At 58.3% G+C, this 23,161-nt stretch carries 20 protein-coding genes; 17 read left to right on the forward strand and 3 right to left on the reverse strand.

The window, feature by feature from the left end:
* Nucleotides 1-556: 556 nt before the first annotated feature.
* Together speA and speB are read left to right on the forward strand one after the other, a co-directional pair.
* A complete protein-coding gene (speA, locus tag EBL_RS02775; protein ID WP_002443359.1) occupies nt 557-2,533 on the forward strand; it encodes a biosynthetic arginine decarboxylase in 1,977 nt (658 codons plus the stop codon).
* 157 nt (nt 2,534-2,690) lie between these two features.
* Nucleotides 2,691-3,608 carry an agmatinase gene (speB, locus tag EBL_RS02780; RefSeq protein ID WP_002443361.1) on the forward strand — a complete coding sequence of 306 codons (918 nt, stop codon included), beginning with the start codon at nt 2,691-2,693 and terminating at the stop codon, nt 3,606-3,608.
* 3 nt (nt 3,609-3,611) lie between these two features.
* Here speB and EBL_RS02785 read toward each other — a convergent pair whose 3' ends face one another.
* Entirely contained in the window at nt 3,612-4,826 is a 1,215-nt protein-coding gene (locus tag EBL_RS02785) for an MFS transporter (protein WP_232001950.1), read from the reverse strand.
* A gap of 438 nt (nt 4,827-5,264) precedes the next feature.
* Here EBL_RS02785 and EBL_RS02790 point away from each other — a divergent pair, with 438 nt between their 5' ends.
* The 14 genes from EBL_RS02790 to EBL_RS02855 all read left to right on the forward strand — a co-directional run bounded on the left by EBL_RS02790 (nt 5,265) and on the right by EBL_RS02855 (nt 18,004).
* Entirely contained in the window at nt 5,265-5,588 is a 324-nt protein-coding gene (locus EBL_RS02790; RefSeq protein ID WP_002443364.1) for a non-heme iron oxygenase ferredoxin subunit, read from the forward strand.
* The gene (locus EBL_RS02795) at nt 5,585-5,893 is read left to right on the forward strand and encodes a recombinase-like helix-turn-helix domain-containing protein (RefSeq protein WP_002443367.1); all 309 of its coding nucleotides are present in this window, start codon (nt 5,585-5,587) and stop codon (nt 5,891-5,893) included. The genes EBL_RS02790 and EBL_RS02795 overlap by 4 nt, the downstream gene beginning before the upstream one ends.
* 11 nt (nt 5,894-5,904) lie before the next feature.
* On the forward strand, nt 5,905-6,927 hold the full coding sequence (locus tag EBL_RS02800) for an aromatic ring-hydroxylating oxygenase subunit alpha (RefSeq protein WP_002443369.1): 1,023 nt from the start codon (nt 5,905-5,907) through the stop codon (nt 6,925-6,927).
* Nucleotides 6,927-7,676, forward strand: a complete 750-nt coding sequence (locus EBL_RS02805) for an SDR family oxidoreductase (RefSeq protein ID WP_002443371.1) — start codon at nt 6,927-6,929, stop codon at nt 7,674-7,676. The genes EBL_RS02800 and EBL_RS02805 overlap by 1 nt, the downstream gene beginning before the upstream one ends.
* 23 nt (nt 7,677-7,699) lie before the next feature.
* Nucleotides 7,700-8,488 (forward strand): IclR family transcriptional regulator, encoded by a 789-nt coding sequence (locus tag EBL_RS02810; protein ID WP_002443373.1) that lies wholly within the window; start codon nt 7,700-7,702, stop codon nt 8,486-8,488.
* An 87-nt stretch (nt 8,489-8,575) separates the two neighbouring features.
* The gene (locus tag EBL_RS02815; RefSeq protein WP_002443375.1) at nt 8,576-9,499 is read left to right on the forward strand and encodes a VOC family protein; all 924 of its coding nucleotides are present in this window, start codon (nt 8,576-8,578) and stop codon (nt 9,497-9,499) included.
* The gene (locus EBL_RS02820; protein ID WP_002443377.1) at nt 9,496-10,692 is read left to right on the forward strand and encodes an NAD(P)/FAD-dependent oxidoreductase; all 1,197 of its coding nucleotides are present in this window, start codon (nt 9,496-9,498) and stop codon (nt 10,690-10,692) included. Before EBL_RS02815 ends, EBL_RS02820 begins: the two co-directional genes overlap by 4 nt.
* 26 nt (nt 10,693-10,718) lie before the next feature.
* A complete protein-coding gene (locus EBL_RS02825; RefSeq protein WP_002443379.1) occupies nt 10,719-11,972 on the forward strand; it encodes an MFS transporter in 1,254 nt (417 codons plus the stop codon).
* A 10-nt stretch (nt 11,973-11,982) separates the two neighbouring features.
* Nucleotides 11,983-12,513: a cupin domain-containing protein gene (locus EBL_RS02830; protein WP_002443380.1), complete on the forward strand. Its 531-nt coding sequence runs from the start codon at nt 11,983-11,985 to the stop codon at nt 12,511-12,513.
* A gap of 9 nt (nt 12,514-12,522) precedes the next feature.
* Entirely contained in the window at nt 12,523-13,296 is a 774-nt protein-coding gene (locus tag EBL_RS02835; RefSeq protein ID WP_002443382.1) for an alpha/beta fold hydrolase, read from the forward strand.
* Nucleotides 13,280-14,074: an SDR family oxidoreductase gene (locus tag EBL_RS02840; protein WP_002443385.1), complete on the forward strand. Its 795-nt coding sequence runs from the start codon at nt 13,280-13,282 to the stop codon at nt 14,072-14,074. Before EBL_RS02835 ends, EBL_RS02840 begins: the two co-directional genes overlap by 17 nt.
* Before the next feature lie 9 nt (nt 14,075-14,083).
* Nucleotides 14,084-14,866, forward strand: coding sequence for an aspartate dehydrogenase (locus tag EBL_RS02845; RefSeq protein ID WP_002443388.1), 783 nt, complete (start codon nt 14,084-14,086; stop codon nt 14,864-14,866).
* 11 nt (nt 14,867-14,877) lie between these two features.
* Nucleotides 14,878-16,347 (forward strand): aldehyde dehydrogenase, encoded by a 1,470-nt coding sequence (locus EBL_RS02850; protein ID WP_002443389.1) that lies wholly within the window; start codon nt 14,878-14,880, stop codon nt 16,345-16,347.
* A 16-nt stretch (nt 16,348-16,363) separates the two neighbouring features.
* Nucleotides 16,364-18,004: a thiamine pyrophosphate-binding protein gene (locus tag EBL_RS02855; protein ID WP_002443391.1), complete on the forward strand. Its 1,641-nt coding sequence runs from the start codon at nt 16,364-16,366 to the stop codon at nt 18,002-18,004.
* Between the two features lie 63 nt (nt 18,005-18,067).
* Here the strand turns inward: EBL_RS02855 and EBL_RS02860 are convergent, their stop codons facing one another.
* Entirely contained in the window at nt 18,068-19,339 is a 1,272-nt protein-coding gene (locus EBL_RS02860) for an OprD family outer membrane porin (RefSeq protein WP_002443393.1), read from the reverse strand.
* Nucleotides 19,340-19,834: 495 nt separating this feature from the next.
* A complete protein-coding gene (loiP, locus tag EBL_RS02865) occupies nt 19,835-20,593 on the reverse strand; it encodes a metalloprotease LoiP (protein ID WP_002443395.1) in 759 nt (252 codons plus the stop codon).
* A gap of 343 nt (nt 20,594-20,936) precedes the next feature.
* Here loiP and tkt point away from each other — a divergent pair, with 343 nt between their 5' ends.
* Nucleotides 20,937-22,928 (forward strand): transketolase, encoded by a 1,992-nt coding sequence (gene tkt / locus EBL_RS02870; RefSeq protein ID WP_002443397.1) that lies wholly within the window; start codon nt 20,937-20,939, stop codon nt 22,926-22,928.
* Nucleotides 22,929-23,161 lie beyond the last annotated feature (233 nt).

The following is a 23,161-nucleotide window of genomic DNA, read 5'->3' on the forward strand; positions in this document are numbered from 1 at the left end:
GCTTAAGACCCTGCGCTCCAGGCGTTGAGCCTGATCGGGGAGGGCATTTTCCCGGTTTTCCGGAGCCAGAAACCAACAGCGCACGAGGGTTCGTGTCGCCACTTCCAGCCGTTATGTGCAGTGTAATTGTGGGGCTTTACAGCTAAGGCTTTGGCATATCGCATGTTGTCGTGCGTGGAGGTGATACGATTAATGAACCAGCGTTATAGCAACTCTTCAGTCTGCCGTTCTGGCGGGCGCGCTACTTTCAGATCCTGCAACACATTTCCAGGAACCCGCCGACGTTATTCCCGTTCCGGCATTTCTCAGCACTCCGGGGCCACTGTGGCCTGTCGTGAGCACTGAACAAGGGGGCTCTGGTCTTTGACCGGGCTATTCTCAGGGTGTTTCCAGTCCTGTATCAGGGGTGGATTTGTCTGTCTTGATGCTATGAAACTGAAACCGTTCGTACAGCTCAATATGCTACATATTTGCGCTGTTCATGGGTTGTTATCGCAGGTCACCCCTGTGATAGTAGTTTGCTGTTCTACACTTTTAACCAGGAAAGAGGTTCGCTATGTCTGACGATATTGAGATGACTCCGGGTACGTCAGTGGGCGAGCCAGGTGTATTACGTTCCATGCAGGAGGTGGCCATGAGCTCCCGGGAAGCCAGCAAGATGCTGCGTACTTACAATATTGCCTGGTGGGGCAATAACTACTACGACGTTAACGAACTGGGGCACATTAGCGTGTGTCCTGATCCGGATGTCCCGCAGGCCAAAGTGGATCTGGCAATGCTGGTGAAAGCCCGCGAGGCCCAGGGGCAACGCCTGCCTGCGCTGTTCTGCTTTCCGCAGATCCTGCAACACCGCCTGCGCTCCATTAACGCGGCCTTTAAACGGGCCCGCGAATCTTACGGCTACCGGGGGGATTACTTCCTGGTGTACCCGATTAAGGTTAACCAGCATAAGCGGGTTATTGAGTCGCTTATCCACTCCGGTGAGCCGCTGGGGCTGGAGGCGGGCTCCAAAGCGGAGCTGATGGCGGTACTGGCCCACGCCGGTATGACCCGCAGCGTAATTGTCTGTAATGGCTATAAAGACCGTGAATATATCCGCCTGGCGCTGATCGGTGAAAAGATGGGCCACAAGGTCTATCTGGTTATTGAAAAGATGTCTGAAATCGCCATGGTGCTGGAAGAGGCCGAGCGCCTGAACGTGGTGCCGCGCCTCGGGGTTCGCGCCCGCCTGGCCTCTCAGGGCTCCGGGAAATGGCAGTCTTCCGGCGGCGAGAAGTCTAAATTTGGCCTGGCGGCGACCCAGGTGTTGCAGCTGGTCGACATGCTGCGCGAGGCGAACCGTCTGGAGAGCCTGCAACTGCTGCACTTCCACCTTGGCTCGCAGATGGCGCAAATTCGCGACATTGCCACCGGGGTGCGCGAATCGGCCCGTTTCTATGTGGAGCTGCATAAGCTCGGGGTCAATATTCAGTGCTTTGACGTGGGCGGCGGCCTGGGGGTGGACTACGAAGGAACCCGCTCCCAGTCAGACTGCTCGGTAAACTACGGCCTGAATGAATATGCCAATAACATTATCTGGGCAATTGGCGACGCCTGTGAAGAGCATGGCCTGCCGCACCCGACGGTGATAACCGAATCGGGCCGCGCGGTAACCGCCCACCACACGGTGCTGGTCTCTAATATTATCGGCGTGGAGCGCAGCGAATACAGCGAAGTGCCCCCACCGGCAGCGGATGCGCCGCGAGCCCTGCAAAACCTGTGGGAGACCTGGCAGGATATGCAGGATCCGGGTAGCCGCCGCTCGCTGCGTGAATGGCTGCACGACAGCCAGATGGACCTGCACGATATTCACACCGGTTATTCCGCCGGGACGTTTGATCTTCGCCAGCGTGCCTGGGCTGAGCAGCTGTACCTCAATATGTGCCATGAGGTGCAAAAGCAGCTCGATCCCCAGAACCGTGCCCACCGCCCGATTATCGACGAACTGCAGGAGCGCATGGCAGACAAGATGTATGTCAACTTCTCCCTGTTCCAGTCCATGCCGGATGCGTGGGGGATAGACCAGTTATTCCCGGTGCTGCCGCTGGAAGGGCTGGACCGGATACCGGAGCGCCGGGCGGTGCTGCTGGATATTACCTGTGATTCCGACGGTGCCATCGACCACTATATTGACGGCGACGGCATTGCCACTACCATGCCGATGCCGGAATACGATCCGCAGAATCCGCCGCTGGTGGGCTTCTTTATGGTCGGCGCCTATCAGGAGATCCTCGGCAATATGCATAACCTGTTCGGGGATACGGAAGCGGTCGATGTGTTCGTCTTCCCGGACGGCAATGTGGAAGTGGAGCTGTCCGACGAGGGGGACACCGTGGCGGATATGCTCCAGTACGTGCAGCTGGATCCGAAAACGTTGCTGACCCACTTCCGGGATCAGGTTAAACAGACCGATCTGGATGCGGCACTGCAACAGCAGTTTATGGAAGAGTTTGAAGCCGGGCTGTACGGTTACACCTATCTGGAAGATGAGTAACCGGGGCGGGTAATTTATGTGCTATTGAACATGGCATAAATTACGGTAATATTCACAGTACAAACAGATGCACAATAGTCCCTCCCTCGTCGGGTTTAACGACGTGGAGGGGCTTTTTTTTTGATAGCGATACAACCCTGTCCGGGAGGTCAGATACATGAATACCTTAGGCCATCAGTATGACAACTCTCTGGTATCCAATGCCTTTGGTTTTTTACGTCTTCCGCTGAGTTTCATGCCATATGATAGCGATGCAGACTGGGTGATAACCGGCGTGCCTTTTGATATGGCTACGTCTGGCCGCGCAGGTGGCCGCCATGGCCCGGCCGCTATCCGCCAGGTCTCTACCCACCTGGCATGGGAAGGAAACCGCTTCCCGTGGGATTTCGACATGCGCCAGCGCCTGAAGGTGGTGGACTGCGGTGACCTGGTGTATGCCTTCGGGGATGCCCGGGACATGAGCGAAAAACTCCAGGCCCACGCCGAACGCCTGCTGGCCGCCGGTAAGCGGATGCTCTCCTTCGGTGGGGACCACTTTGTTACCCTGCCGCTGCTGCGCGCCCACGCAAAGCATTTTGGTAAAATGGCGCTGGTGCATTTTGATGCCCATACGGACACCTACGCCCACGGGGCAGAGTTTGACCACGGCACCATGTTCCACACCGCCCCGAATGAAGGGCTTATCGATCCCCGCCATTCGGTGCAGATCGGTATCCGTACCGAGTTTGACAAAGACAACGGCTTTACCGTGCTGGATGCACCGCAGGTTAACGATCGCGGTGTGGACGATATTGTGGCCCAGGTGAAGCAGATTGTCGGCGATATGCCGGTGTACCTGACCTTTGATATCGACTGCCTGGATCCGGCATTTGCGCCGGGTACCGGGACGCCGGTTATGGGTGGGCTGAGCTCTGATCGGGCCATCAAACTGGTGCGTGGCCTGCGCGATCTCAATATTGTCGGTATGGACGTGGTCGAAGTGGCCCCGGCCTATGACCAGTCGGAAATCACCGCTCTGGCGGCGGCAACCCTGGCGCTGGAGATGCTCTATATCCAGGCGGCAAAAAAGGGCTGAGTGTCAGGCATTAATCGTTAATGCTGCTGCGCGCAGGCGCAGCAGCAACATGGTTCCGGCAAACAGGGTCACTAACTGGGAGACCACCAGCAGTGAAAAACCTGCGCTAATGGAGCCCAGCATATGCATCAGTACCCCCATCAACAGCGGGATAAACGCTGCCACTAAGTTCCCCACGCCATTAATCAGCCCATAGGCGCTGCCCACCACTTCATGACGGGCCTGATACTGGACCATGGCCGGAATGGCCGCCCCCTGAATCCCCCAGCAGGCATTGGCGCTCAGTAACCAGAAGGTGAGCCACACAGGATGCTGGCTGAGCATCAGCCCGCAGATGGCCAGGGCCGTACTCAGGCCGCCGCTGATAAAGAGCAGGGGAGCCTGGTTTGGCCGCAGCTTGTCGAGCAGTAACCCGCCAACATATTTCGCCACCAGACTGAGTAAAAACGGAATGGCCGCCAGCCAGCCGGTGGACTGCAGGCTCAGGTGATGCTCGTCGTGGAGCCAGGCCGGCAGCCAGGATGAGCTTCCCCACAGATAGCTGAGGGTGGCGATTTCCACCAGCAGGATCCAGCCTAATAGCGGCGTTCGCCAGGCGAGCCGTAAGACGGTACAAAACCGCAGGCGGGTGCCAAGCTGGCGGCCATCGCGCACCGGAATAAATACCCACACCAGCCCGCCCCCCAGCACGAAATTAATCACCCCGAGGGCATAAAAAGAGCCCGCCCAGCCAAGACTGTCCAGCAGGGCATTGACCAGCGGAAAGCCGAGGGCCAGCCCCAGCGAGACGCCCATCGCGGTCACCGCGTTGGGTTTGCCCAGCTCCCGGAGGCCGAAATTCTCGTTGATATAGCGTGTTTTCAGGGAGAATAACGGCCCCTCCGCCACGCCCAGGACTACCCGGCTAATCAGCAACCCTACCAGTGATCCCACCAGGGGAGAGGCGGCACAAATCAGGGACCAGAACAGTACGCTGCACAACAGGGCATAGCGGTTATGGAGCCGGCTTTCCATAAGCGGCGTTAACAGAATGGCCGAGAGCCCATAGCCGACAAGGAACCCTGTCATTAACACTCCCTGTAGCATTCTGTTTTCATTTAAGTGGAAATATGCCGAAAAATCAGGGTTTAAAATCATCATTGATATATTTACACGATCAATATAAGAAATGATGATTAATAGAAGCAGTGCGATTACACCTTGCCATCTTGCGGATATCATCTCATTGCTCTCCTGGTTTACAGGTAACGGAGGCGTGTTTTATTTAACGCTAAAATCAGATGAAAAAAAATAAAATATCAATTCTAACTAACTGTTATATATAATTTTTATTTATTTTGTTTCATATGCGAAACACTGAGCACAACGGATTTAAATTGTTCGTCCAACGGAAAATATCCCACCTAATGTCAATAGCAAAGATCACTTCATTGGTGAAAGTAATTTATTTGAAATTGATATCTTCATCTGATTTTTAAATCAGTTTTTCCCGGCTGCATTCTTTTTAGTGATCAGTGGCACATTTATGTGACGCATACACCTTTTATTAACAATTTAATCACAAACAGGCTTGACGAATGTCCAGCCACTTATATATTGACCGTATTAAATAAGAAACGCTGTTTCATATATGAAACAAAAGAGTGGAGGATCGTGATGAGCTGGATTGGCGTGTGTGATGCCTCGCAAGTAAAGGAAGACTTTCCGTTCAGTGGCAATGTGGAAGGTAAAGCGATAGGGGTGTACCTGGTTGAGGGCGAATATTTCGCGCTGGAAGATGTGTGCCCCCATGCTTATGCCTTGCTGAGTCAGGGATTTGTGGAAGATGGCAAAGTGGAGTGTCCGCTCCATGAGGCTGTTTTTGATGTGCGTACCGGTAGCTGCCTGCACGGCCCGGGCGGGCGCAACCTCAACAGCTACCCGGTACGGGTATTCGACAATCAAATCCAAATCACCTTTATACCGGAGAGTGTGCCATGAGCCACCGTATTGATACCAACCCCCATTTGCCGCAGAGCCACCCGTTCCAGCCGCCAAAAGAGGGCGGTAACGGCAGTATCCACAAACCCGGCCAGTTTCAGAACATTATCTGGCAGACCCGCAGCCGCGTACCGGATGCGTTTGAGCTGGGGTTAATTGACGCCCTGGAGCAGCTCTTTGAGCAGGGGATCAGCGCGCTGCCGGAGCTGATCCAGGCCCTCAACGGGCAAAAACAGTGGGATCCCCAGGGGCAGCCCTGGAGTGAGCAGAGTTTTCGCGCATTTTTACAGGTCAACGGCTACTGAGGGGAACAACAATGACAACCGCTGTGCAGAACTATCTTGATCAGGGGCTACGGGGATTGTGGTATCCCGTACTGGCCAGCTGGGAAGTCCAGTCGGCCCCGGTGGGCATTACGCGCCTTGGGGAGCAAATTGTCCTGTGGCGCAACCAGGATGGCACCGTCCAGGCACTGGAAGATCGCTGTCCTCACCGGGGTGCCCGTTTATCCATGGGGTGGAATTTAGGCGATCGTATCGCCTGCTGGTATCACGGTGTTGAAGTGGCCGGTGACGGGGAAGTGAAAGATGTACCGGCGGTGGATCGCTGCCCCCTGGTCGGCCAGAAATGCGTGCGCCGTTATCACGTACAGGAGGCCCACGGGGCACTCTTTTTATGGTTCGGCGTAACCGACGATCAGGCGCCGGAGCCGCTGATATTCCCTGAAGAGCTGAGCGATAGCGAAAGCTACAGCCACTTCCTGTGTACCGCCGCCTGGAAGTGTAATTACCAGTACGCACTGGAAAACGTGATGGACCCCATGCACGGCACTTACCTGCATTCGTCGTCTCACTCCATGGCGGAGGGCGATCGCAAAGCCGATATGGCCCTTGAGCCCACCGACAAGGGGTTTATTTTCAAAAAGAATGGTCAGATTGGCATTAACTTTGACTGGGTAGAGTTCGGGGCCAGCGGCGCTTACTGGATGCGCCTGTCCATTCCTTATAAGCAACGCTTCGGGCCCGGCGGCCATTTCTGGATTGTCGGCATGGTGGTCCCGGAAGATAACGACAACTGCCGGGTCTTCTTCTGGCGGATCCGCAAAGTGCAGGACTGGCAGCGTGATCTGTGGCGCTTTATGTACCGTAACCGCCTTGAACAGCTCCACTGGGATGTGCTGGAACAAGACCGGATCGTGCTGGAGAGCATGGCGCCCGATGCGCGTGAGCATGAGTACCTCTACCAGCACGATGTGGGCCTGTCCCGCCTGCGCCGCATCATGCAAAAAGCCGCGGCACGCCAGCTGGCGGAGCGTGAACAGCAGCAGGGAGCCGCCTGATGTCGGCCTTATTACAGGGAAAGCGCATTGTTGTCACGGGGGCTGCCCGGGGGCTGGGGTTTCACTTTGCGCGGGATCTGGCGCGCCAGGGGGCCACGGTGGTGTTGTGCGACATTCTGGCCGGCGAGCTGGCGGCGGCGGTAGAACGCTTATCCGCGGAAGATCTGGCCGTGAGCGGGCAGCATATTGATCTGGCAGATCCTTGCTCCATTAGCCACTGTTTTCGCCAGATAGGCGAGGCGGGCCCCATTGATGGCCTGGTCAATAATGCCGCCCTGGCGACGGGTGTCGGCGGTAAGAGCCTGAGTGAATACGATCCCGATCTTTGGGATCGGGTCATGCTGGTGAATGTGAAAGGGACCTGGCTGGTGACCCGGGCGGCCATCGATCTGCTGCGCGACGGTGGCAGTATTGTCAATGTGGCCTCCGATACGGCCCTGTGGGGCGCACCACGCTTGATGGCCTATGTGGCCAGCAAAGGTGCGGTGATCGCCATGACACGATCCATGGCGCGTGAACTCGGCGAGCGGCGGATCCGGGTTAACGCTATCGCCCCGGGGCTGACCCGGGTCGAAGCCACGGAATATGTCCCGGCAGAGCGCCATGCCCTGTATGAAAACGGGCGCGCCTTACACGGTGCCCAGCACCCGGAAGACGTTAGTGGTGCCGTGGTGTGGTTACTGTCTGGCCTGTCGGGCTTTGTGACCGGCCAGTTGATTCCGGTTAACGGCGGTTTTGTTTTTAACTAACGGGCTGCGGCCAGGGGAGCAGTATGGCGGAAGAGCAGAGTAATAAATCGCTGGTGCCGGGGCTGGAGCGCGGCCTGCAGTTGCTGCTGGCATTTAGTGAACAGCGCCGGGAACTGACGTTTGCAGAGCTTCACCGGCTGGTGGATATGCCGAAGGCCACGGCCTGGCGCGTGGTCCAGACGCTGACCCAGATGGGCTTTCTGGAGCGCAACCCCAGGACCAGTACCTTTTCCCTCGGCATGAATGTGTTGCGCCTCGGGTTTGAATTTATTGCCTCTCTGGATGTGGTGCAGGTGGGGCAGCCTGTCATTGAACAACTGCGCGATGTCAGCGGATGCAGTAGCCACCTGGCGATCCGCGATGGCCGGGATCTTATCTATGTGGCCCGGGTGAGCGCGGCGGGATCCCGTATCAACCAGGTCAGCGTGGGGACCCGTTTACCGGTGCACCGTACCTCTCTGGGGCGGATGTTATTAACCGATATTCGCCGGGATGAATTCGAGCTGCTTTATCCCCACCCGCGGTTACCGGGCGAGCACGGGGGAGACAGCCTGGATCGGGACACACTGTGGAACATGGTCCAGCAGGATAAAGGCCGGGGCTATGTTATTGGCGAGTCGTTTTACCGCCATGGCATCTCCTCCATTGTTTACCCGATCTTCGATCGTTCCGCGCGGGTGGCGGCGGTGATAAGCATCATGATCCCGACCGAAGAGATCCCGCAGACTGACCGGGATCGCCTCCAGCGGGAGGTCGCCCTGGCGGCCAGGAAGATCTCGGGCTTTTTAGGCTATTTAGTAAAAGCCAGCTAAATCAATCAATTAAATTAAGGTGCCCCCGGGCGCCCGGCCACAGCTACGCCCGGAATCCGGGTGAGCGTATCTGATGAGGCAGACAGCATGAGCATTACGGGAATCGAAAAACTGGAGTTTGGCGTAGAGGATCTGGCGCAGTGCGCCCGGTTTATGGTGGATTTCGGCCTGCAGGAGAACGGCGATAACCGCTTCATTACCCTGAGCGGGGCCGAGGTGGCGCTCTGTGACAGCCAGGATCCCGGGCTCCCGGTGGCCTTTGAAGAGGGCTCAACCCTGCGCCGTATGACCTGGGGCGTGGCCTGTGGTGACGATCTGGACGCCCTGCGCCCCCGCCTGGCTTCGCAGCCGGGTTTTTACGACGGCGGTGAGTTTCTTGAGTGCCGGGATCCTAACGGTATGACCTTGCGCTTTCGGGTCACTACCCAGCGGCCCGTGACCCTGGATGTGCCACCGGTGAATCAGTGGGGCGACGTCCGGCGTATTGATACCCCAAGCCCGGTCTATGAGCGTGCCGAGCCTGTCAATATTGGTCACGTGGTGTTCTTTGTGGAAGAGCTGTCCGCCGTTGAGCACTTTTACCGCCACGTACTCGGTTTTCAGGTGTCGGACCGTTATATCAACCGGGCCGTGTTCCTGCGGACTCAGGCCCGGGGTGGCCACCACAACCTGTTCTTACTGCAGTTGCCGAAGCGCCCGCGGGGCCTGAACCATGTGGCTTTCACGGTGCGGGATATTCATGAGGTGATAGGCGGCGGTATTGCCATGAATAAACAGCAGTGGAGCACGTTTATCGGCCCTGGTCGTCACCCGGTTTCATCGGCCTACTTCTGGTATGTCAACAGCCCCACCGGCGGCGCGTTTGAATACTACACCAACGATGATTACCTCACGGAAAACTGGCAGCCCCGGGAGCTGGAGCACTCGCTCGTCTCCTTTACGGAGTGGGCCGTAGAAGGGGGAATAGACCACGATACCCGCCGCCAGGCCACTAAGCTGGAGGCGTTATGACAGAGCGGATGGTGATTGTTGGCGGGGGCCAGGCCGGGGGCTGGGCGGCGAAAACGCTCCGCGAGCAGGGGTTTACGGGGGAGATCTGCGTGGTTGCGGATGAGCCCTGGGATTTCTATGAGCGCCCGCCCCTTTCCAAAGGGGCGTTACTGGAGGCGGCACCCGCATTACCGCGGCTGTTTAGCCCGGAAACCGTCGCGGCGCTGGGGATAACCTGGTATCGCCCCCAGCGGGCCGAAGCGATTATCGCCGGGGAGAAAACCCTGATCCTGAGCAGTGGTCAGCGGCTGGCCTATGACAAGCTGCTGCTGGCAACCGGCGGGCGGGCGCGTCTGCCCGGCAGTGACTGGCAGCGCCACCCGGCGGTGTACACCCTGCGCACCTGGGAAGATGCCCGGCGGCTGAAAGAGCAGCTGGCGTGTAGCCAGCGCCTGGCGGTGGTTGGCGGCGGCTGGATTGGCCTTGAAATCGCCGCCTCGGCCCGCAAACAGGGGCTTGAGGTGACGGTGTTTGAGTCCCAGTCCCTGCTGTGCCAGCGCTCCGTTAACCCGACGGTCTCCCGGGCATTGCTGGAGATACACCAGCAGAACGGGGTCACCGTGCACTGTCAGGCGGGCGCGCTTTCCCTGGACGATGACCAGGGCAAGCCGGTGATCATCAGCGGCCAGCAGCGCGCAGTGTTTGATGCGGTGGTGGTAGGGATTGGGGTGGAGCTTAATCTGGAGCTGGCCCGCCAGGCGGGGCTGGAGATTGACTGCGGGATCGTGGTGGACAGTTTCGGGCGCACCAGCAACGGGGATATTTTCGCCGCCGGTGATGTGGCCCGGCACCCGACACTGGGAATTGCGGTTCAGTCATGGTCGTTTGCGCAGAACCAGTCTGTGGTTGCCGCCCGGGCTATGCTCGGGGATCTCTCCCGGGGTTACGACGACGCGCCCTGGCTGTGGTCCGATCAATACCACCATAACATCCAGATCCTCGGCATTCCCGATCCTGACGGCACCACCCTGGTACGTAAAACCGACGGAAGCGCGCTCTATTTTACCCTGACGCCACAGGGCCGGTTAAGCCAGCTGGTGGCCTTTAACGATCCCCGTACCGTCAAACTGGCCAGACGCTGGATGGCGACAGGCAGGGATTTATCCGGGGTTCCGCTTACGGATCCTGAGTTTTCTCTAATGACACTGCGCTAGTTCAGGCACACCCTCAGGGGGAGTTAATGGCAACATTTACGACAGACACTGCGCCGCAAACGGCGCCCGGTGGGGAGATGGCCGTGCCGGAAACCCGGGTCCGCTGGTCGGTTCCCGTGGCGCTATTTTCCTGCGTGTTACTGGCATTCTTCGACAAAATCAGCATTGCGGCGCTGTTTACAGACCCGCACTTCCAGCAGGCCATGGGAATAGATTTTGATACCACCAGGCTTGGGTTGCTGATGAGCGCATTTTTGCTCAGCTATGGTTTTTCGTCGGTCTTCCTCAGCTCCCTGGGAGACAAGATCTCGCCGGTCAAATTGCTCAGCGCAATGATGGTGAGCTGGTGCGTCTTAATGGTGCTGATGGGGCTGAGCCATAACTACAGCGTGATGATTGCGCTGCGTATTTTACTCGGTATTGCGGAAGGGCCGCTCCTGTCTCTGGCTTATACCATCGTGCGGCGCACCTTCCCGGCCCGTCTCCAGGCCCGGGCCACCATGATGTGGCTACTGGGCACGCCGATTGGCGCGGCCATTGGCTTCCCGCTGTCGATTTGGCTACTGAACAGTTTTGGCTGGCAAAGTACCTTCTTCGTGATGGCGCTGTTAACCCTGCCGGTACTGATCCTGGTGCGCATTGGCCTGCGCCATATTCCCCACCTGGCAACAGGGCCTGGCGCCACGAGCCAGCAGGCCCGGCGTAGTGCGCGCCATATGCTGATGCGCAACCCCCACTTCTGGCTTATCTGCCTGTTTAACATCGCGTTTCTGACCTATCTGTGGGGGATCAACGGCTGGCTGCCCGGCTACCTGATTAAGGGCAAAGGGATCCACCTGGAGCACGCGGGCTTGCTCTCATCGCTGCCGTTTATTGCCATGTTGCTGGGGGAAGTGACCGGTGCCTGGCTTTCCGACAAGTCCGGCAGGCGGGCCGTGGCGTGCTTTATTTCCATGGCCGGTGCCGCCCTGGGGCTGTTTGCCGTGTTGCATCTCTCTTCGCCGCTGGCGGTGATTGCCGCCATGAGTTTTAGCACCTTTATGTGGGGTGCCGGGGCTCCCAATATTTTTGCCCTGTTATCCAGGGCGACCCCGCCGGAAGCGAGCGCCACCGCCGGGGGAATATTTAACGGCCTGGGTAATTTTGCCGGTGCCCTCTCGCCTGCGGTGATGGGGTTGCTGATTGCCTACAGCCACTCAATGGATGCCGGGCTGCTATTTCTGGTGATGGCCGCCGCCCTGAGCTGCGTGCTGTTATTGCCCCTGTTAAAACGCTACTGAGGAATTACAGATGACTGAGATGACCTCCCGCCAGAAAGCCACTGTTAAACCAGACAACCAGTCTATGGCGCAGTGGGTTGAATCACGGATTGCCCGCTTTGAAGGGCGCAAATATGACTGGGATGCGCTGAAGTTCCAGGCCGATTTTGACCCGAAATATCGCCGCGCCCAGATGCGCTACATCGGCACCGGCGGCACCGGTATCGCCAACGATACCAACACCGTACCGGCAGAACACTTCACCTTCTCGACCATGGTGCTGCCCAGTAAGTGTGAAGGGCCGCTGCACCTCCATGAAGATGTTGAAGAGGTGTTCTTTATGCTGCGCGGCTCAATTACGTTAATGGTCCGGGACGGTGATAACTACTGCGAAACCATTCTGCGCGAGCGGGATCTGATCTCCGTTCCGGCGGGGGTGTATCGCGGCCTGTTCAACCACGGCGAGGAAGAAGCGCTGATGTGCGTGATGCTGGGTGCCGCAAAGCCGGTTATTCCCTCCTATCCCCACGACCACCCCCTGTCGCAAGTGAAGCGCGGTTAAGGAGATTTTATGATCCACTGGCGTGAATCCGGCCAGGGCCGGGCCATTACGTTGCTCCACGGTATCAGCTCCGGGGCGGACTCCTGGCATAAACAGCTGGCGGCCCCGGGTAAGGCCCGGCTGCTGGCCTGGGATATGCCCGGCTATGGCAATAGCGATGATTTGGCGCTCTTCGACGGGGAGGTGGAAAAGTACGTCGCCGCCCTGGCCGAGATGCTTAATCAGGCCCGGGTCGGGCAGACGGTGCTGGTGGGGCATTCGCTGGGGGCGCTGATTGCGGCGGCCTTTAGCGCCCTCTATCCCGGGCGGGTGAGTTACCTGGTCCTGGCGGATCCGGCCCAGGGTTATGGTCAGGCACCCGCTGCGCAACGCCAGCAGGTGTGGCAGCAGCGCCAGCAGCAAATCGCCGCCGGTGGGGAAACTATGGCACGCCAGCGGGCCCACCGCCTGCTGCGCCCCGGGGCCCTCAGTGAAGATATCCGGACCGTTGCCGGCACTATGGCGCGGCTGCGTGAAAAAGGGTTTCTGGGGGCCGCCCGCCTGCTGGCCGAAGGGGATATTCACCCCTGGCTGTCCCGGTGGCGTGGCCCGTTACAAGTCTGGTGTGGCGAGCAGGACACCATCACGCCACCAGAGCGGGCCCGGGATTTAGCCCGTCGCTATGGTGGCACCTATTACGGGATCCCCGATGCCGGTCACGCCAGCTATCTGGACAACCCCCATGATGTTAACCGCCTCCTTGAGGGCGTACTGGAAGAGATTGCCTATGAACACACTCATTGAAGGCCGGGTGGCAGTTGTCACCGGCGGCTCCTCGGGGATCGGTTTTGAAACCCTGCGTTTATTACTGGCGGAAGGGGCCCGGGTGGCTTTCTGTGGCCGGGATGCCGGGCGTCTGGCCCACGCTAAAGATGCGCTGATAACCGAATTTCCCCACGGCCAGATCCTCGCCCGGACCTGCGACGTTCTGGATGCCGCTCAGGTGAATGATTTTGCCCGGGAAGTGGACGCGGCGTTTGGCGGGACGGACATGCTGATCAACAACGCCGGTCAGGGGTTTGTGGCGCATTTTGCCGACACCCCCCGGGAGGCGTGGCTCCATGAGGCCCAGCTTAAATTGTTCGGCGTGATTAACCCGGTCCAGGGGTTTATGGCCCAGCTGGAGCGCTCCGATATTGCCTCAATTACCTGTGTGAACTCCCTGCTGGCCCTTCAGCCGGAAGAGCACATGATTGCCACCTCCGCGGCGAGGGCCGCACTGCTCAATATGACGCTGACGCTCTCTAAAGAGCTGATTGAGAAAGGGATCCGGGTGAACTCCATTTTGCTGGGGATGGTGGAGTCCGGCCAGTGGCGGCGGCGCTTTGAACAGCGCAGCGATCGCAGCCAGACCTGGGCCCAGTGGACGGCAGAAATTGCCCGTAAACGCGGGATCCCGATGCAGCGCCTTGGCCGCCCTGAAGAACCGGCCCGGGCGTTGTTATTCCTGGCGTCGCCGCTGGCGTCATTTACGACCGGTGCCGCGCTGGATATTTCCGGCGGGTTCAGTCGCCACCTCTGAGGAGTTCTGATGAAAAAGATCATGTTGATCGGTTTTGGCGCCATGGCCCGCTCGGTTATTGAACGGCTGCCCGCAGGGGTTTCCATAGGCTGGATCCTGGCCCGCCCGGCACACCATGACGCCATTCGCCAGCAGTTTCATGGTCAGATTGAGCCTGTAGACGATCCCGAAGCGTGCCGCGCAACACCGGATCTGGTCCTTGAGTGTGCCAGCCAGCAGGCCGTGGCCCAGTATGGCCCGCAGATACTGGCAAAGGGCTGGCACCTGGCGGTGATCTCAACGGGGGCGCTGGCCGACAGGGCTCTCGAAGAGGCGCTAAATCAGGCCCGCCAGCAGGGCGGCGGGCGCTTAACCCTGCTCAGTGGTGCCGTGGCCGGGATAGATGGTCTGGCGGCGGCCCGGGAAGGGGGTCTGGATAAAGTGGTGTATCGCTCCCGCAAGAGCCCCGCCAGCTGGCGGGGCAGCTACGCCGAGCAGCTGATCGATTTACAGAATGTGCAGCAGGCGGCGGTGTTTTTCTCCGGCACTGCCCGTGAAGCGGCGCGCCTGTTCCCGGCGAATGCCAATGTGGCCGCCACGGTGGCCCTGGGGGGACTGGGCCTTGATGACACCCTGGTGGAGCTGATGGTGGATCCCCATACCCGGCGGAACACCCATACCATTGATGTGGCCGGAGGCTTTGGCGAGTTTCACCTCGAATTAAGCGGTTTCCCCCTGGCCAGTAACCCTAAAACCTCCACCCTGGCGGCCCTGAGTGCAGTACGCGCCTGCCGGGAACTGATTTACTCATAAGGAGCGCGCACATGACACCTCTGGAGATTTTCGTTGCCGGGCAGTGGCGGTTAGGGGGCGGGGAACCCATGGTGAGCACATTTCCCGCCGACGGTAGCCTGAACGGCACACTGCATGCGGCAAGCCTTGAGGATCTGGACGATGCCGTCAACGGTGCCGACCGGGCCTGGCGGGATCCCGCATGGCGCCAGATGCTGCCCCATCAGCGGGGGCGGATTTTGCAGCGCGTGGCGGATCTTATTGAACAGCAAGTGGACGATCTGGCCTGTCAGCAGAGCCGGGATAACGGCAAACCCCTGCAGGAGAGCCGCGGGCTGGTGATGAGCGCGGCCGGAACGGCCCGTTACTTCGCCTCGGCCTGTGAATTACTGGAAGGGGAGATAACCACCCCCCGCCAGCCGGGCGTCATGACCTTAAGCCGTTATGAACCCATTGGCGTGGTGGCGGCGATTACGCCCTGGAACTCCCCCATCGCCAGCGAAATGCAGAAGATTGCACCGGCCATTGCCGCAGGCAACGCCGTGATAGTCAAACCCGCCGAAGCCACCCCCCTGATGGCGCTGGTTCTGGCCCGGTTATTTGAACAGGCGGGGTTACCCGCCGGGCTGTTAAGCGTATTGCCGGGGAAGGGGGCGATTATTGGCGACGCGCTGGCACGCCACCCCCTGGTTCGCAAAATCTCGTTTACCGGCGGGACACGCACAGGCCGCTATCTTGCCCATGTGGCGGCAGAAAAACTGATCCCCGCCTCTTTAGAGCTGGGGGGCAAGTCGCCCACCATTGTGCTGGACGATGCGGATCTGGATCAGGCAGCCCACGGTATTTGCTACGGCATTTTTAGCTCTGCAGGCCAGGCCTGTATTGCCGGTTCACGCTTATTTGTTCACCGCAGCTGTTACCAGCCTCTGGTGGAGAAACTGGTGGCACTGACCCGGGGGCTGCGCCTGGGCCACCCCCTGGAGGCGGGCACCCATATTGGCCCGCTGATTACCCCGGAGCACCGGGAGTCTGTTCGCCGGTATGTGGCAATGGCCCGGGAAGAAGGGGGGGAAATACTCTGCGGCGGCCAGGTGCCGACCACCGGGGAGCTGGCCCGGGGCAACTGGTTTGAGCCGACGATTATTGCCGGTTTAACCAACAAAGCCCGGGTGTGCCAGGAGGAGATTTTTGGCCCGGTACTGGTGGTGATGCCCTTTGACGATGAGCAACATCTGGTGGCCGAGGCGAACGACTCGGTGTATGGCCTGGCGGCGGGGATCTGGACCACCCGCAGTGATCGGGCACTGATGCTGGCAGATCAGCTGGAAGTGGGCACCGTGTGGATCAACACCTATAAGCAGTTTTCGGTATCGACCCCCTTCGGCGGCTTTAAAGAGAGCGGGCTTGGCCGGGAAAAAGGCATCCAGGGGCTGAAAGCCTGGATGCAGCAAAAAAGCGTTTATCTGGCGTTGGGTAATCCCGTCAATCGCTGGTGTGAATAATAAAAAGGAACAACCAATGACAGAGATGATTAGCGTGGGCGAAGCCATTGCCCGTACCCTGGAGCAATACGGTGTTACTACCCTGTACGGGGTGATTTCTATTCACAACCTGCCGGTTGCTGATGCTATCGGCCAGCGCGGCAATATCCGGTTTGTGGCGGCCCGGGGGGAAGCGGGCGCCGTGACCATGGCCGATGCCCACGGGCGCTTTTCTGGCCTCGGGGTGGCCCTGACCAGTACCGGTGCCGGGGCCGGTAATGCGGTGGGGGCGCTGGTTGAAGCGCTGAACGCCAGTACGCCGGTGATCCATCTGACCGGGCAGGTAGAAAAAGCCTGGCTTGATGCGGATACCGGGTTTATTCATGAAACCCGCGACCAGCTCACCTTCCTGCGGGCCAGCTCCAAACGGGCCTGGCGGGTTATGAATGCCAACCAGGCAGTGGCTATTCTCCACCGTGCGATTCAGGAGGCGCAGACGCCCCCCTGTGGCCCGGTTTCCATTGAAATTCCGATTGATATTCAAAGTAGCCTGATCCCGGCGTCATTAGTGACCACGGTCCCGGCACCTGCCGCAGCACCCGCCCCCCGGGAGTCCCTTATTGATGCCCTGTGGGCGCGTTTGTGCCAGGCGCGCCAGCCCTTACTGTGGCTGGGCGGCGGCGCATTAGCGGCCAGTGCGGCGGTGAAAACGCTGGCTGATGCCGGTATTACGGTGATATCCAGTACCCATGGCCGGGGCATTTTGCCCGACAGCCACAAAGGCAGCCTGCGGGCGTTTCATAATTCGCCCTCAGTGGAGGCGATAATGGCGCAGTGTGATTTCACCCTGGTGGTGGGGTCGCGGCTGCGCAGTAACGAAACCCGCTCCTGGACGCTGGCCCTGCCGTCACCGCGGGTGCAGGTGGATATTGATCCGGCGGCGGCGAGCCGTAACTATCTGATGGATGAAACCCTTGTTGCCGACGCCGGGGAGGTGTTAACGGCCCTGGCCCGGCGGGTGACCGGGCGCCACTGGGGGGATAACCACTGGGATAGCGCCGTGGCGCAGGCGTTACACCAGGCCGAAGGGGGGCTGCGTGAGCAGTGTGGCGCCTACAGCCGCTTAAATGACGCTATCGACCAGGTGTTACCGGCAGACGGCATTCTGGTGCGCGACATTACCGTGTCCGGCAGCCTGTGGGGGAGCCGCCTGTTCCGGGCCCATTTCCCGCTGCACAATATTCACTCTCTGGCGGGGGCTATCGGCATGGGGCTGCCGATGGCCGTGGGGACGGCGCTGGCGAACCCGCATAAAAAGGTGGTGGCTCTGGTGGGTGACGGCGGCCTGAGTCTGAACCTCGGGGAGATGGCGACCCTGGCCCAGGAGCAGGCCAACGTAACGCTGCTGATTATGAACGACGGTGGCTATGGGGTTATGCGCGGAATTCAGGATAAGTATTTTGGCGGCCGCCAGTATTTTAACCAGCTCCACACCCCGGATTTCACGGCCCTTTCCCGGGCCATTGGCCTCCAGGCGTGGTGCGTTGAGCGGGCGGATGATTTCCAGTCGGTGATGGCAGAGGCCATTAATAGTCCCGGCCCGTCGGTGGTGGAAGTGCGCATGGACAGCATCGGGGCATTACGCTTTGCGGGGCCGCCCCAGAAAACTCTCTACTAGCCAGCAGAGAACAAAAAAACCAGGCCAGGCCTGGTTTTTTTATGGTCATCACCGGTGGGGTGATCAGAAGATATTGAACGGGTAGTCCACGTAAACGCGGATTTCGTTACCGCTTCTGTTGTAGTCGCTGGCGTCAGCCGACACGCGCAGCACAGAGTAGCGAACTTTGAATTTCAGATCTTTGGCCGGGCCATCCTGCACTTTATATTGCAGCTGGTTAAACCATTCGTGTTCTTTACCGTTGCTGGTGGCAGAGGTCTTGATGTTGTCACCGTAAACGTAGGCGGTGTCGTAAGTCAGCCCCGGCATGCCAAGACCGGCGAAGTCGAGAGAGTACGCCACTTGCCAGGAGCGCTCATCTTCACCGTTAAAGTCAGACCAGTAGGAGTTGCTCAGCCAGATGGTGTTGCCGCCATCACCTACGCCGCCCTGGTTACGGTAGCCACCGTAGTTGTAGCCGGTAGAGCCGCTGCTCTGCTGGTAGGCCACTTTAAAGGTATGGATATCGTAGATATAGCTGGCTGCCAGGCTCCAGATGGTGTTGTCGCGGCCGGTATCCAGGCTGTTAGCAAACTGCTTATCCAGACGGGAGTTATAGCCGTTAAAGTCGAGGATCATCTGCTGGCCGGTGGCGAACGGCTGGGTATAGGTCATGCCCAGATACTGTTTGTTCAGGGTGTCTTCAACGTCAGAAGCGTAGAACGCGGCGGATAAGTAGTCGTTGAACTTGTAGCTGGCGCCCCCGAAGGTCAGGCTTTTCAGCCCGGTGTCGTGGCTGTCGTCACTTTTCTGCTGTTCGGCGGTGAAGTAACCGGCGTTAACGTCCAGACCGTCGAGCTCCTGAGAGTTCAGGAACAGACCGGTGTAGGTTTCATTCAGCAGGCGGGAGTCATCCGCATACAGAATAGGCAGTACCGGGCGCTGAGTACCCCAGCTCAGTACGGTGTTGGAGACACGCATTTTTACGCGCCCGCCCGCCTTGAACAGATCGGATTTTGCCTTACCGTCGTTATCCTGGTGGAAGAAGTCGATACCACCGGCACCGCTGCGGCCACGGCCGCCATCCAGACGCACGGCGTACTGGAGCAGGCCGTCAGCACCGAAGCCCACGGTCCCCTGAGTAAAGCCGGACTGGAAGTCGAGGATCATCCCCTGGCCCCATTCGGCTTTGGTTTCCGTATCCGGTGTTTTGTAGTCGCGGTTGATGTAGGCATTACGCAACAGCACATCCATATGGCTGTCTTCGACTAAACCTTTACTGTCTGCCTGGCCTGCGGCGAACGCGGATCCGGAGATTAAAACCCCGGAAATAATAAGAGAAAGTTTCTTTTTCACTGTTGACTGGTCTCTGCTTGCTTTTCTTGATAAAGCGGATGCATTTTCCCCGACAAATCTGCTGTGAAATAGTCCGTAATGCGCCCGGAATAATGGCGTTCCCGGTTATTACACAGTTGAAAGTGAGGTTTGCACCACGAATAGTGGGCCAGGAAATTATAATTTTTACCCCCTGGTGCCGCGATAGTTACCCGAAATGGCGCTATAAGCAATAAGAATTACTATATTTGCACACGAATTGTTACTTTTTATCACCAGTAGCTATATCTATATATCCAAACAGAAATGCCGGAAAATAACTGCCTGATGGCGCCGGATTCAGCACAAAGTTGTTACGCCGGAAATTAATCAGAAATATATGTCGGGTGGGGTGAGTGGATATTAATCAGAAAATAGTTTAATTATCGGAATAATATTAGTTTCTGATCCGTTACCTGTCATAACAATATCCCGCCAGATAGTAATATAGCGGGATATTGTCCGGTTGCTGGTGGGTTACTTAATACCGTCTGCCGCCATGCGATCGCGAATATGCTGAGCGCGGGCCTCAGAGGCCGGGTGGTCATCAAGAATGCTGCTCTGGCGGTTTTCTTCCAGCCGGGCCAGTTTTTCAAAACTGGTGACCAGGCCCGCCGGGCTGATACCGCGCTTACGCAGCAGATCGTATGAGTAGTCGTCCGCCTCTGACTCCTGGCGCTGAGAGAACTGGGAATTCACCAGTTGTTCCCCCAGGGCACCAATCTGAGACTGGGACAGGTTGCCGATAACTCCACCCATGGAGGCCGCCGCCACGCGGATGGCGTTGGTGCCCATGGCGACCTGCATCCCTTTTTTCACATGGCCCAGGGCCACGTGGCCCATCTCATGGCCGACAACCGCTTCCACTTCATTGTCGTTCATCATGTCCATCAGCCCGCTGTAGACGCGAATGCAGCCGTTAGCCATGGCGAAGGCGTTCACATCTTTGGTGATATACACCTTATAGTTGGCGGGCACCCCATTGATATTATCGCCAAGGGCGGCGGCAATGGTGTTCAGCCGGGTGGTATAGGGGCTATTTGCCGGGGCGAGAGTCGCTTTGCTGTCCAGCTCCTGGCAGGTTTTGTCGCTCAGTGCGATGACCTGAGCATCTGACAGGGAGAATGCCTGCATCGCGCCTGCGCCGGATGTTAACAGGCCCGACGAGTCCATGGTTTCGCACCCGCTTAACAGCGCCGCCACGCTCAGGCTCAGCAATATCGTCCGTATCTTCATTTTATGCTTCCGGAATCAATGAGTAAGGAAATTTTCTGGTTCACCAGCCACCAGCAGCATAGTAACCGATGTCAGTATAAAAAGGATCCAGTCTGTCAGGCGAGTGGGGCATTTATGTTATGCCCTGGATCCAGAGATTTCTGATGAGATAAAAGGATGCTCCATGTACATGACCTGCGAGCTGGGTTACATTGTTGGCACTTTTTCCGGGCCTCGCCCATGACGCATTTATCCGTCGCTTTCCGGATGGCCTGACGCCGTGATGCGCTAATCCGGAACTCAGGGATGTGGTAATCGAGTCGTAAACAAGGCATGACCTTCAACTATCCGATCTGGAGTTAAAATGTCCTCTCGTAAAGAGCTTGCCAATGCTATTCGTGCGCTCAGCATGGACGCAGTACAAAAAGCCAAATCCGGTCACCCGGGTGCCCCGATGGGCATGGCTGACATTGCCGAAGTCCTGTGGCGTGATTATCTGAACCATAACCCGCAGAACCCGCACTGGGCAGATCGTGACCGTTTCGTGTTGTCCAACGGCCATGGCTCGATGCTGATTTACAGCCTGCTGCATCTGACCGGTTATGACCTGCCGATGTCTGAACTGCAAAACTTCCGCCAGCTGCACTCCCGCACTCCGGGCCACCCGGAAGTGGGCTACACCGCCGGTGTAGAAACCACCACCGGCCCGCTGGGCCAGGGGATTGCTAACGCCGTGGGTATGGCGATTGCTGAGAAAACACTGGCCGCGCAGTTTAACCGCCCGGGCCACGAGATTGTTGACCACCACACCTACGCCTTTATGGGCGACGGCTGCATGATGGAAGGCATCTCTCACGAAGTGTGCTCCCTGGCCGGTACTCTGAAGCTGGGCAAACTGACCGCATTCTACGATGACAACGGCATCTCCATTGACGGTGAAGTTGAAGGCTGGTTTACCGACGATACCGCCAAACGCTTTGAATCCTATGGCTGGCACGTTGTGCGCGGCATTGACGGCCACAACGCAGACGCCATCAAAGCGGCTATCGAAGAAGCCCGTAAAGTGACGGACAAACCGTCCCTGCTGATGTGCAAAACCATCATTGGCTTCGGCTCACCGAACAAAGCCGGTACTCACGACTCCCACGGTGCCCCGCTGGGTGATGCAGAAATCGCCCTGACCCGTGAAAAACTGGGCTGGCACTATGCACCGTTTGAAATCCCGCAGGAAATTTACGCCCAGTGGGATGCCAAAGAAGTGGGTGCGGCGAAAGAGCGCGCCTGGAATGAGAAATTTGCCGCCTACGCCAAAGCCTTCCCTCAGGAAGCGGCTGAATTCACCCGCCGCATGAGCGGTGACATGCCGGCTGATTTCGACGCTCAGGCGCAGGCTGTTATCGAAAAACTGCAGGCCAACCCGGCGAAAATCGCCAGCCGTAAAGCCTCCCAGAACGCGATTGAAGCCTTTGGCCCGTTACTGCCGGAATTCCTCGGCGGCTCTGCCGACCTGGCCCCGTCTAACCTGACCCTGTGGTCTGGCTCCCGGGCGCTGAACGAAGATCCTGCCGGTAACTATATTCACTACGGCGTGCGCGAATTCGGGATGACCGCTATCGCGAACGGTATCTCGCTGCACGGTGGCTTCCTGCCGTACACCTCCACCTTCCTGATGTTCGTGGAATATGCCCGTAACGCGGTGCGTATGGCGGCCCTGATGAAACAGCGCCAGGTGATGGTCTACACCCATGACTCTATCGGTCTGGGTGAAGATGGCCCGACCCACCAGCCGGTAGAGCAGGTGGCTTCTCTGCGCCTGACGCCGAACATGAGCACATGGCGTCCGTGTGACCAGGTGGAAACCGCTGCCGCCTGGAAATATGGCGTTGAGCGTAAAGATGGCCCGACCGCGCTTATCCTGTCCCGCCAGAACCTGGCCCAGCAGGAGCGCAGCGCGCAGCAGCTGGCAGATATCGCCCGTGGGGGATATATTCTGAAAGATTGCGCCGGTCAGCCGCAGCTTATCTTTATCGCGACGGGTTCTGAAGTGGAACTGGCCGTTGCCGCATGGGAAAAACTGACTGCCGAAGGCGTTAACGCGCGCGTGGTTTCCATGCCGTCTACTGACGTGTTCGACAAGCAGGATGCAGCCTACCGCGAAGCGGTACTGCCGAAAGCGGTTTCTGCCCGCGTGGCCATTGAAGCGGGTATCGCGGACTACTGGTTCAAGTACACCGGCCTGAACGGCGCGATTGTCGGCATGACCACCTTCGGGGAATCTGCACCGGCAGAGCTGCTGTTTAAAGAGTTCGGCTTTACGGTTGAGAACGTGCTCAGCAAAGCGAAAGCGCTGCTGTAATCGCGTGAATAATGCGTTTAAAACGGGTCGCTCTGGCGGCCCGTTTTTTTTGGCTCCCGGCGACCGTACCCGGGGAAAAATGTGATGTAGATCAGATTACCGCACTGACTGCCGGCAGGCTGATTCCTTTTATTCCTGCTTTCGCTTATTCTGGCTGAAGCGTTTCAGTTGGCTGAATGTTCGATTATTAATCAATCAGTCACACTGTTTTACAGGTAAGGTTCCACTACGAA

The organism is Shimwellia blattae DSM 4481 = NBRC 105725 (genome assembly GCF_000262305.1).
In the GTDB taxonomy this organism is placed as follows: Bacteria; Pseudomonadota; Gammaproteobacteria; order Enterobacterales; family Enterobacteriaceae; genus Shimwellia; species Shimwellia blattae.

What these genes read in the sequence shown, in the direction of transcription:
- EBL_RS02825 (WP_002443379.1), top strand. Translation starts at nt 10,719, where the DNA reads ATGGCAACATTTACGACAGACACTGCGCCGCAAACGGCGCCCGGTGGG.
- EBL_RS02800 (WP_002443369.1), top strand. Translation starts at nt 5,905, where the DNA reads ATGACAACCGCTGTGCAGAACTATCTTGATCAGGGGCTACGGGGATTG.
- EBL_RS02845 (WP_002443388.1), top strand. Translation starts at nt 14,084, where the DNA reads ATGAAAAAGATCATGTTGATCGGTTTTGGCGCCATGGCCCGCTCGGTT.
- EBL_RS02835 (WP_002443382.1), top strand. Translation starts at nt 12,523, where the DNA reads ATGATCCACTGGCGTGAATCCGGCCAGGGCCGGGCCATTACGTTGCTC.
- EBL_RS02840 (WP_002443385.1), top strand. Translation starts at nt 13,280, where the DNA reads ATGAACACACTCATTGAAGGCCGGGTGGCAGTTGTCACCGGCGGCTCC.
- EBL_RS02790 (WP_002443364.1), top strand. Translation starts at nt 5,265, where the DNA reads ATGAGCTGGATTGGCGTGTGTGATGCCTCGCAAGTAAAGGAAGACTTT.
- EBL_RS02805 (WP_002443371.1), top strand. Translation starts at nt 6,927, where the DNA reads ATGTCGGCCTTATTACAGGGAAAGCGCATTGTTGTCACGGGGGCTGCC.
- speA (WP_002443359.1), top strand. Translation starts at nt 557, where the DNA reads ATGTCTGACGATATTGAGATGACTCCGGGTACGTCAGTGGGCGAGCCA.
- EBL_RS02795 (WP_002443367.1), top strand. Translation starts at nt 5,585, where the DNA reads ATGAGCCACCGTATTGATACCAACCCCCATTTGCCGCAGAGCCACCCG.
- EBL_RS02810 (WP_002443373.1), top strand. Translation starts at nt 7,700, where the DNA reads ATGGCGGAAGAGCAGAGTAATAAATCGCTGGTGCCGGGGCTGGAGCGC.
- tkt (WP_002443397.1), top strand. Translation starts at nt 20,937, where the DNA reads ATGTCCTCTCGTAAAGAGCTTGCCAATGCTATTCGTGCGCTCAGCATG.
- loiP (WP_002443395.1), bottom strand. Translation starts at nt 20,593, where the DNA reads ATGAAGATACGGACGATATTGCTGAGCCTGAGCGTGGCGGCGCTGTTA.
- EBL_RS02855 (WP_002443391.1), top strand. Translation starts at nt 16,364, where the DNA reads ATGACAGAGATGATTAGCGTGGGCGAAGCCATTGCCCGTACCCTGGAG.
- EBL_RS02820 (WP_002443377.1), top strand. Translation starts at nt 9,496, where the DNA reads ATGACAGAGCGGATGGTGATTGTTGGCGGGGGCCAGGCCGGGGGCTGG.
- EBL_RS02830 (WP_002443380.1), top strand. Translation starts at nt 11,983, where the DNA reads ATGACTGAGATGACCTCCCGCCAGAAAGCCACTGTTAAACCAGACAAC.
- EBL_RS02815 (WP_002443375.1), top strand. Translation starts at nt 8,576, where the DNA reads ATGAGCATTACGGGAATCGAAAAACTGGAGTTTGGCGTAGAGGATCTG.
- speB (WP_002443361.1), top strand. Translation starts at nt 2,691, where the DNA reads ATGAATACCTTAGGCCATCAGTATGACAACTCTCTGGTATCCAATGCC.
- EBL_RS02850 (WP_002443389.1), top strand. Translation starts at nt 14,878, where the DNA reads ATGACACCTCTGGAGATTTTCGTTGCCGGGCAGTGGCGGTTAGGGGGC.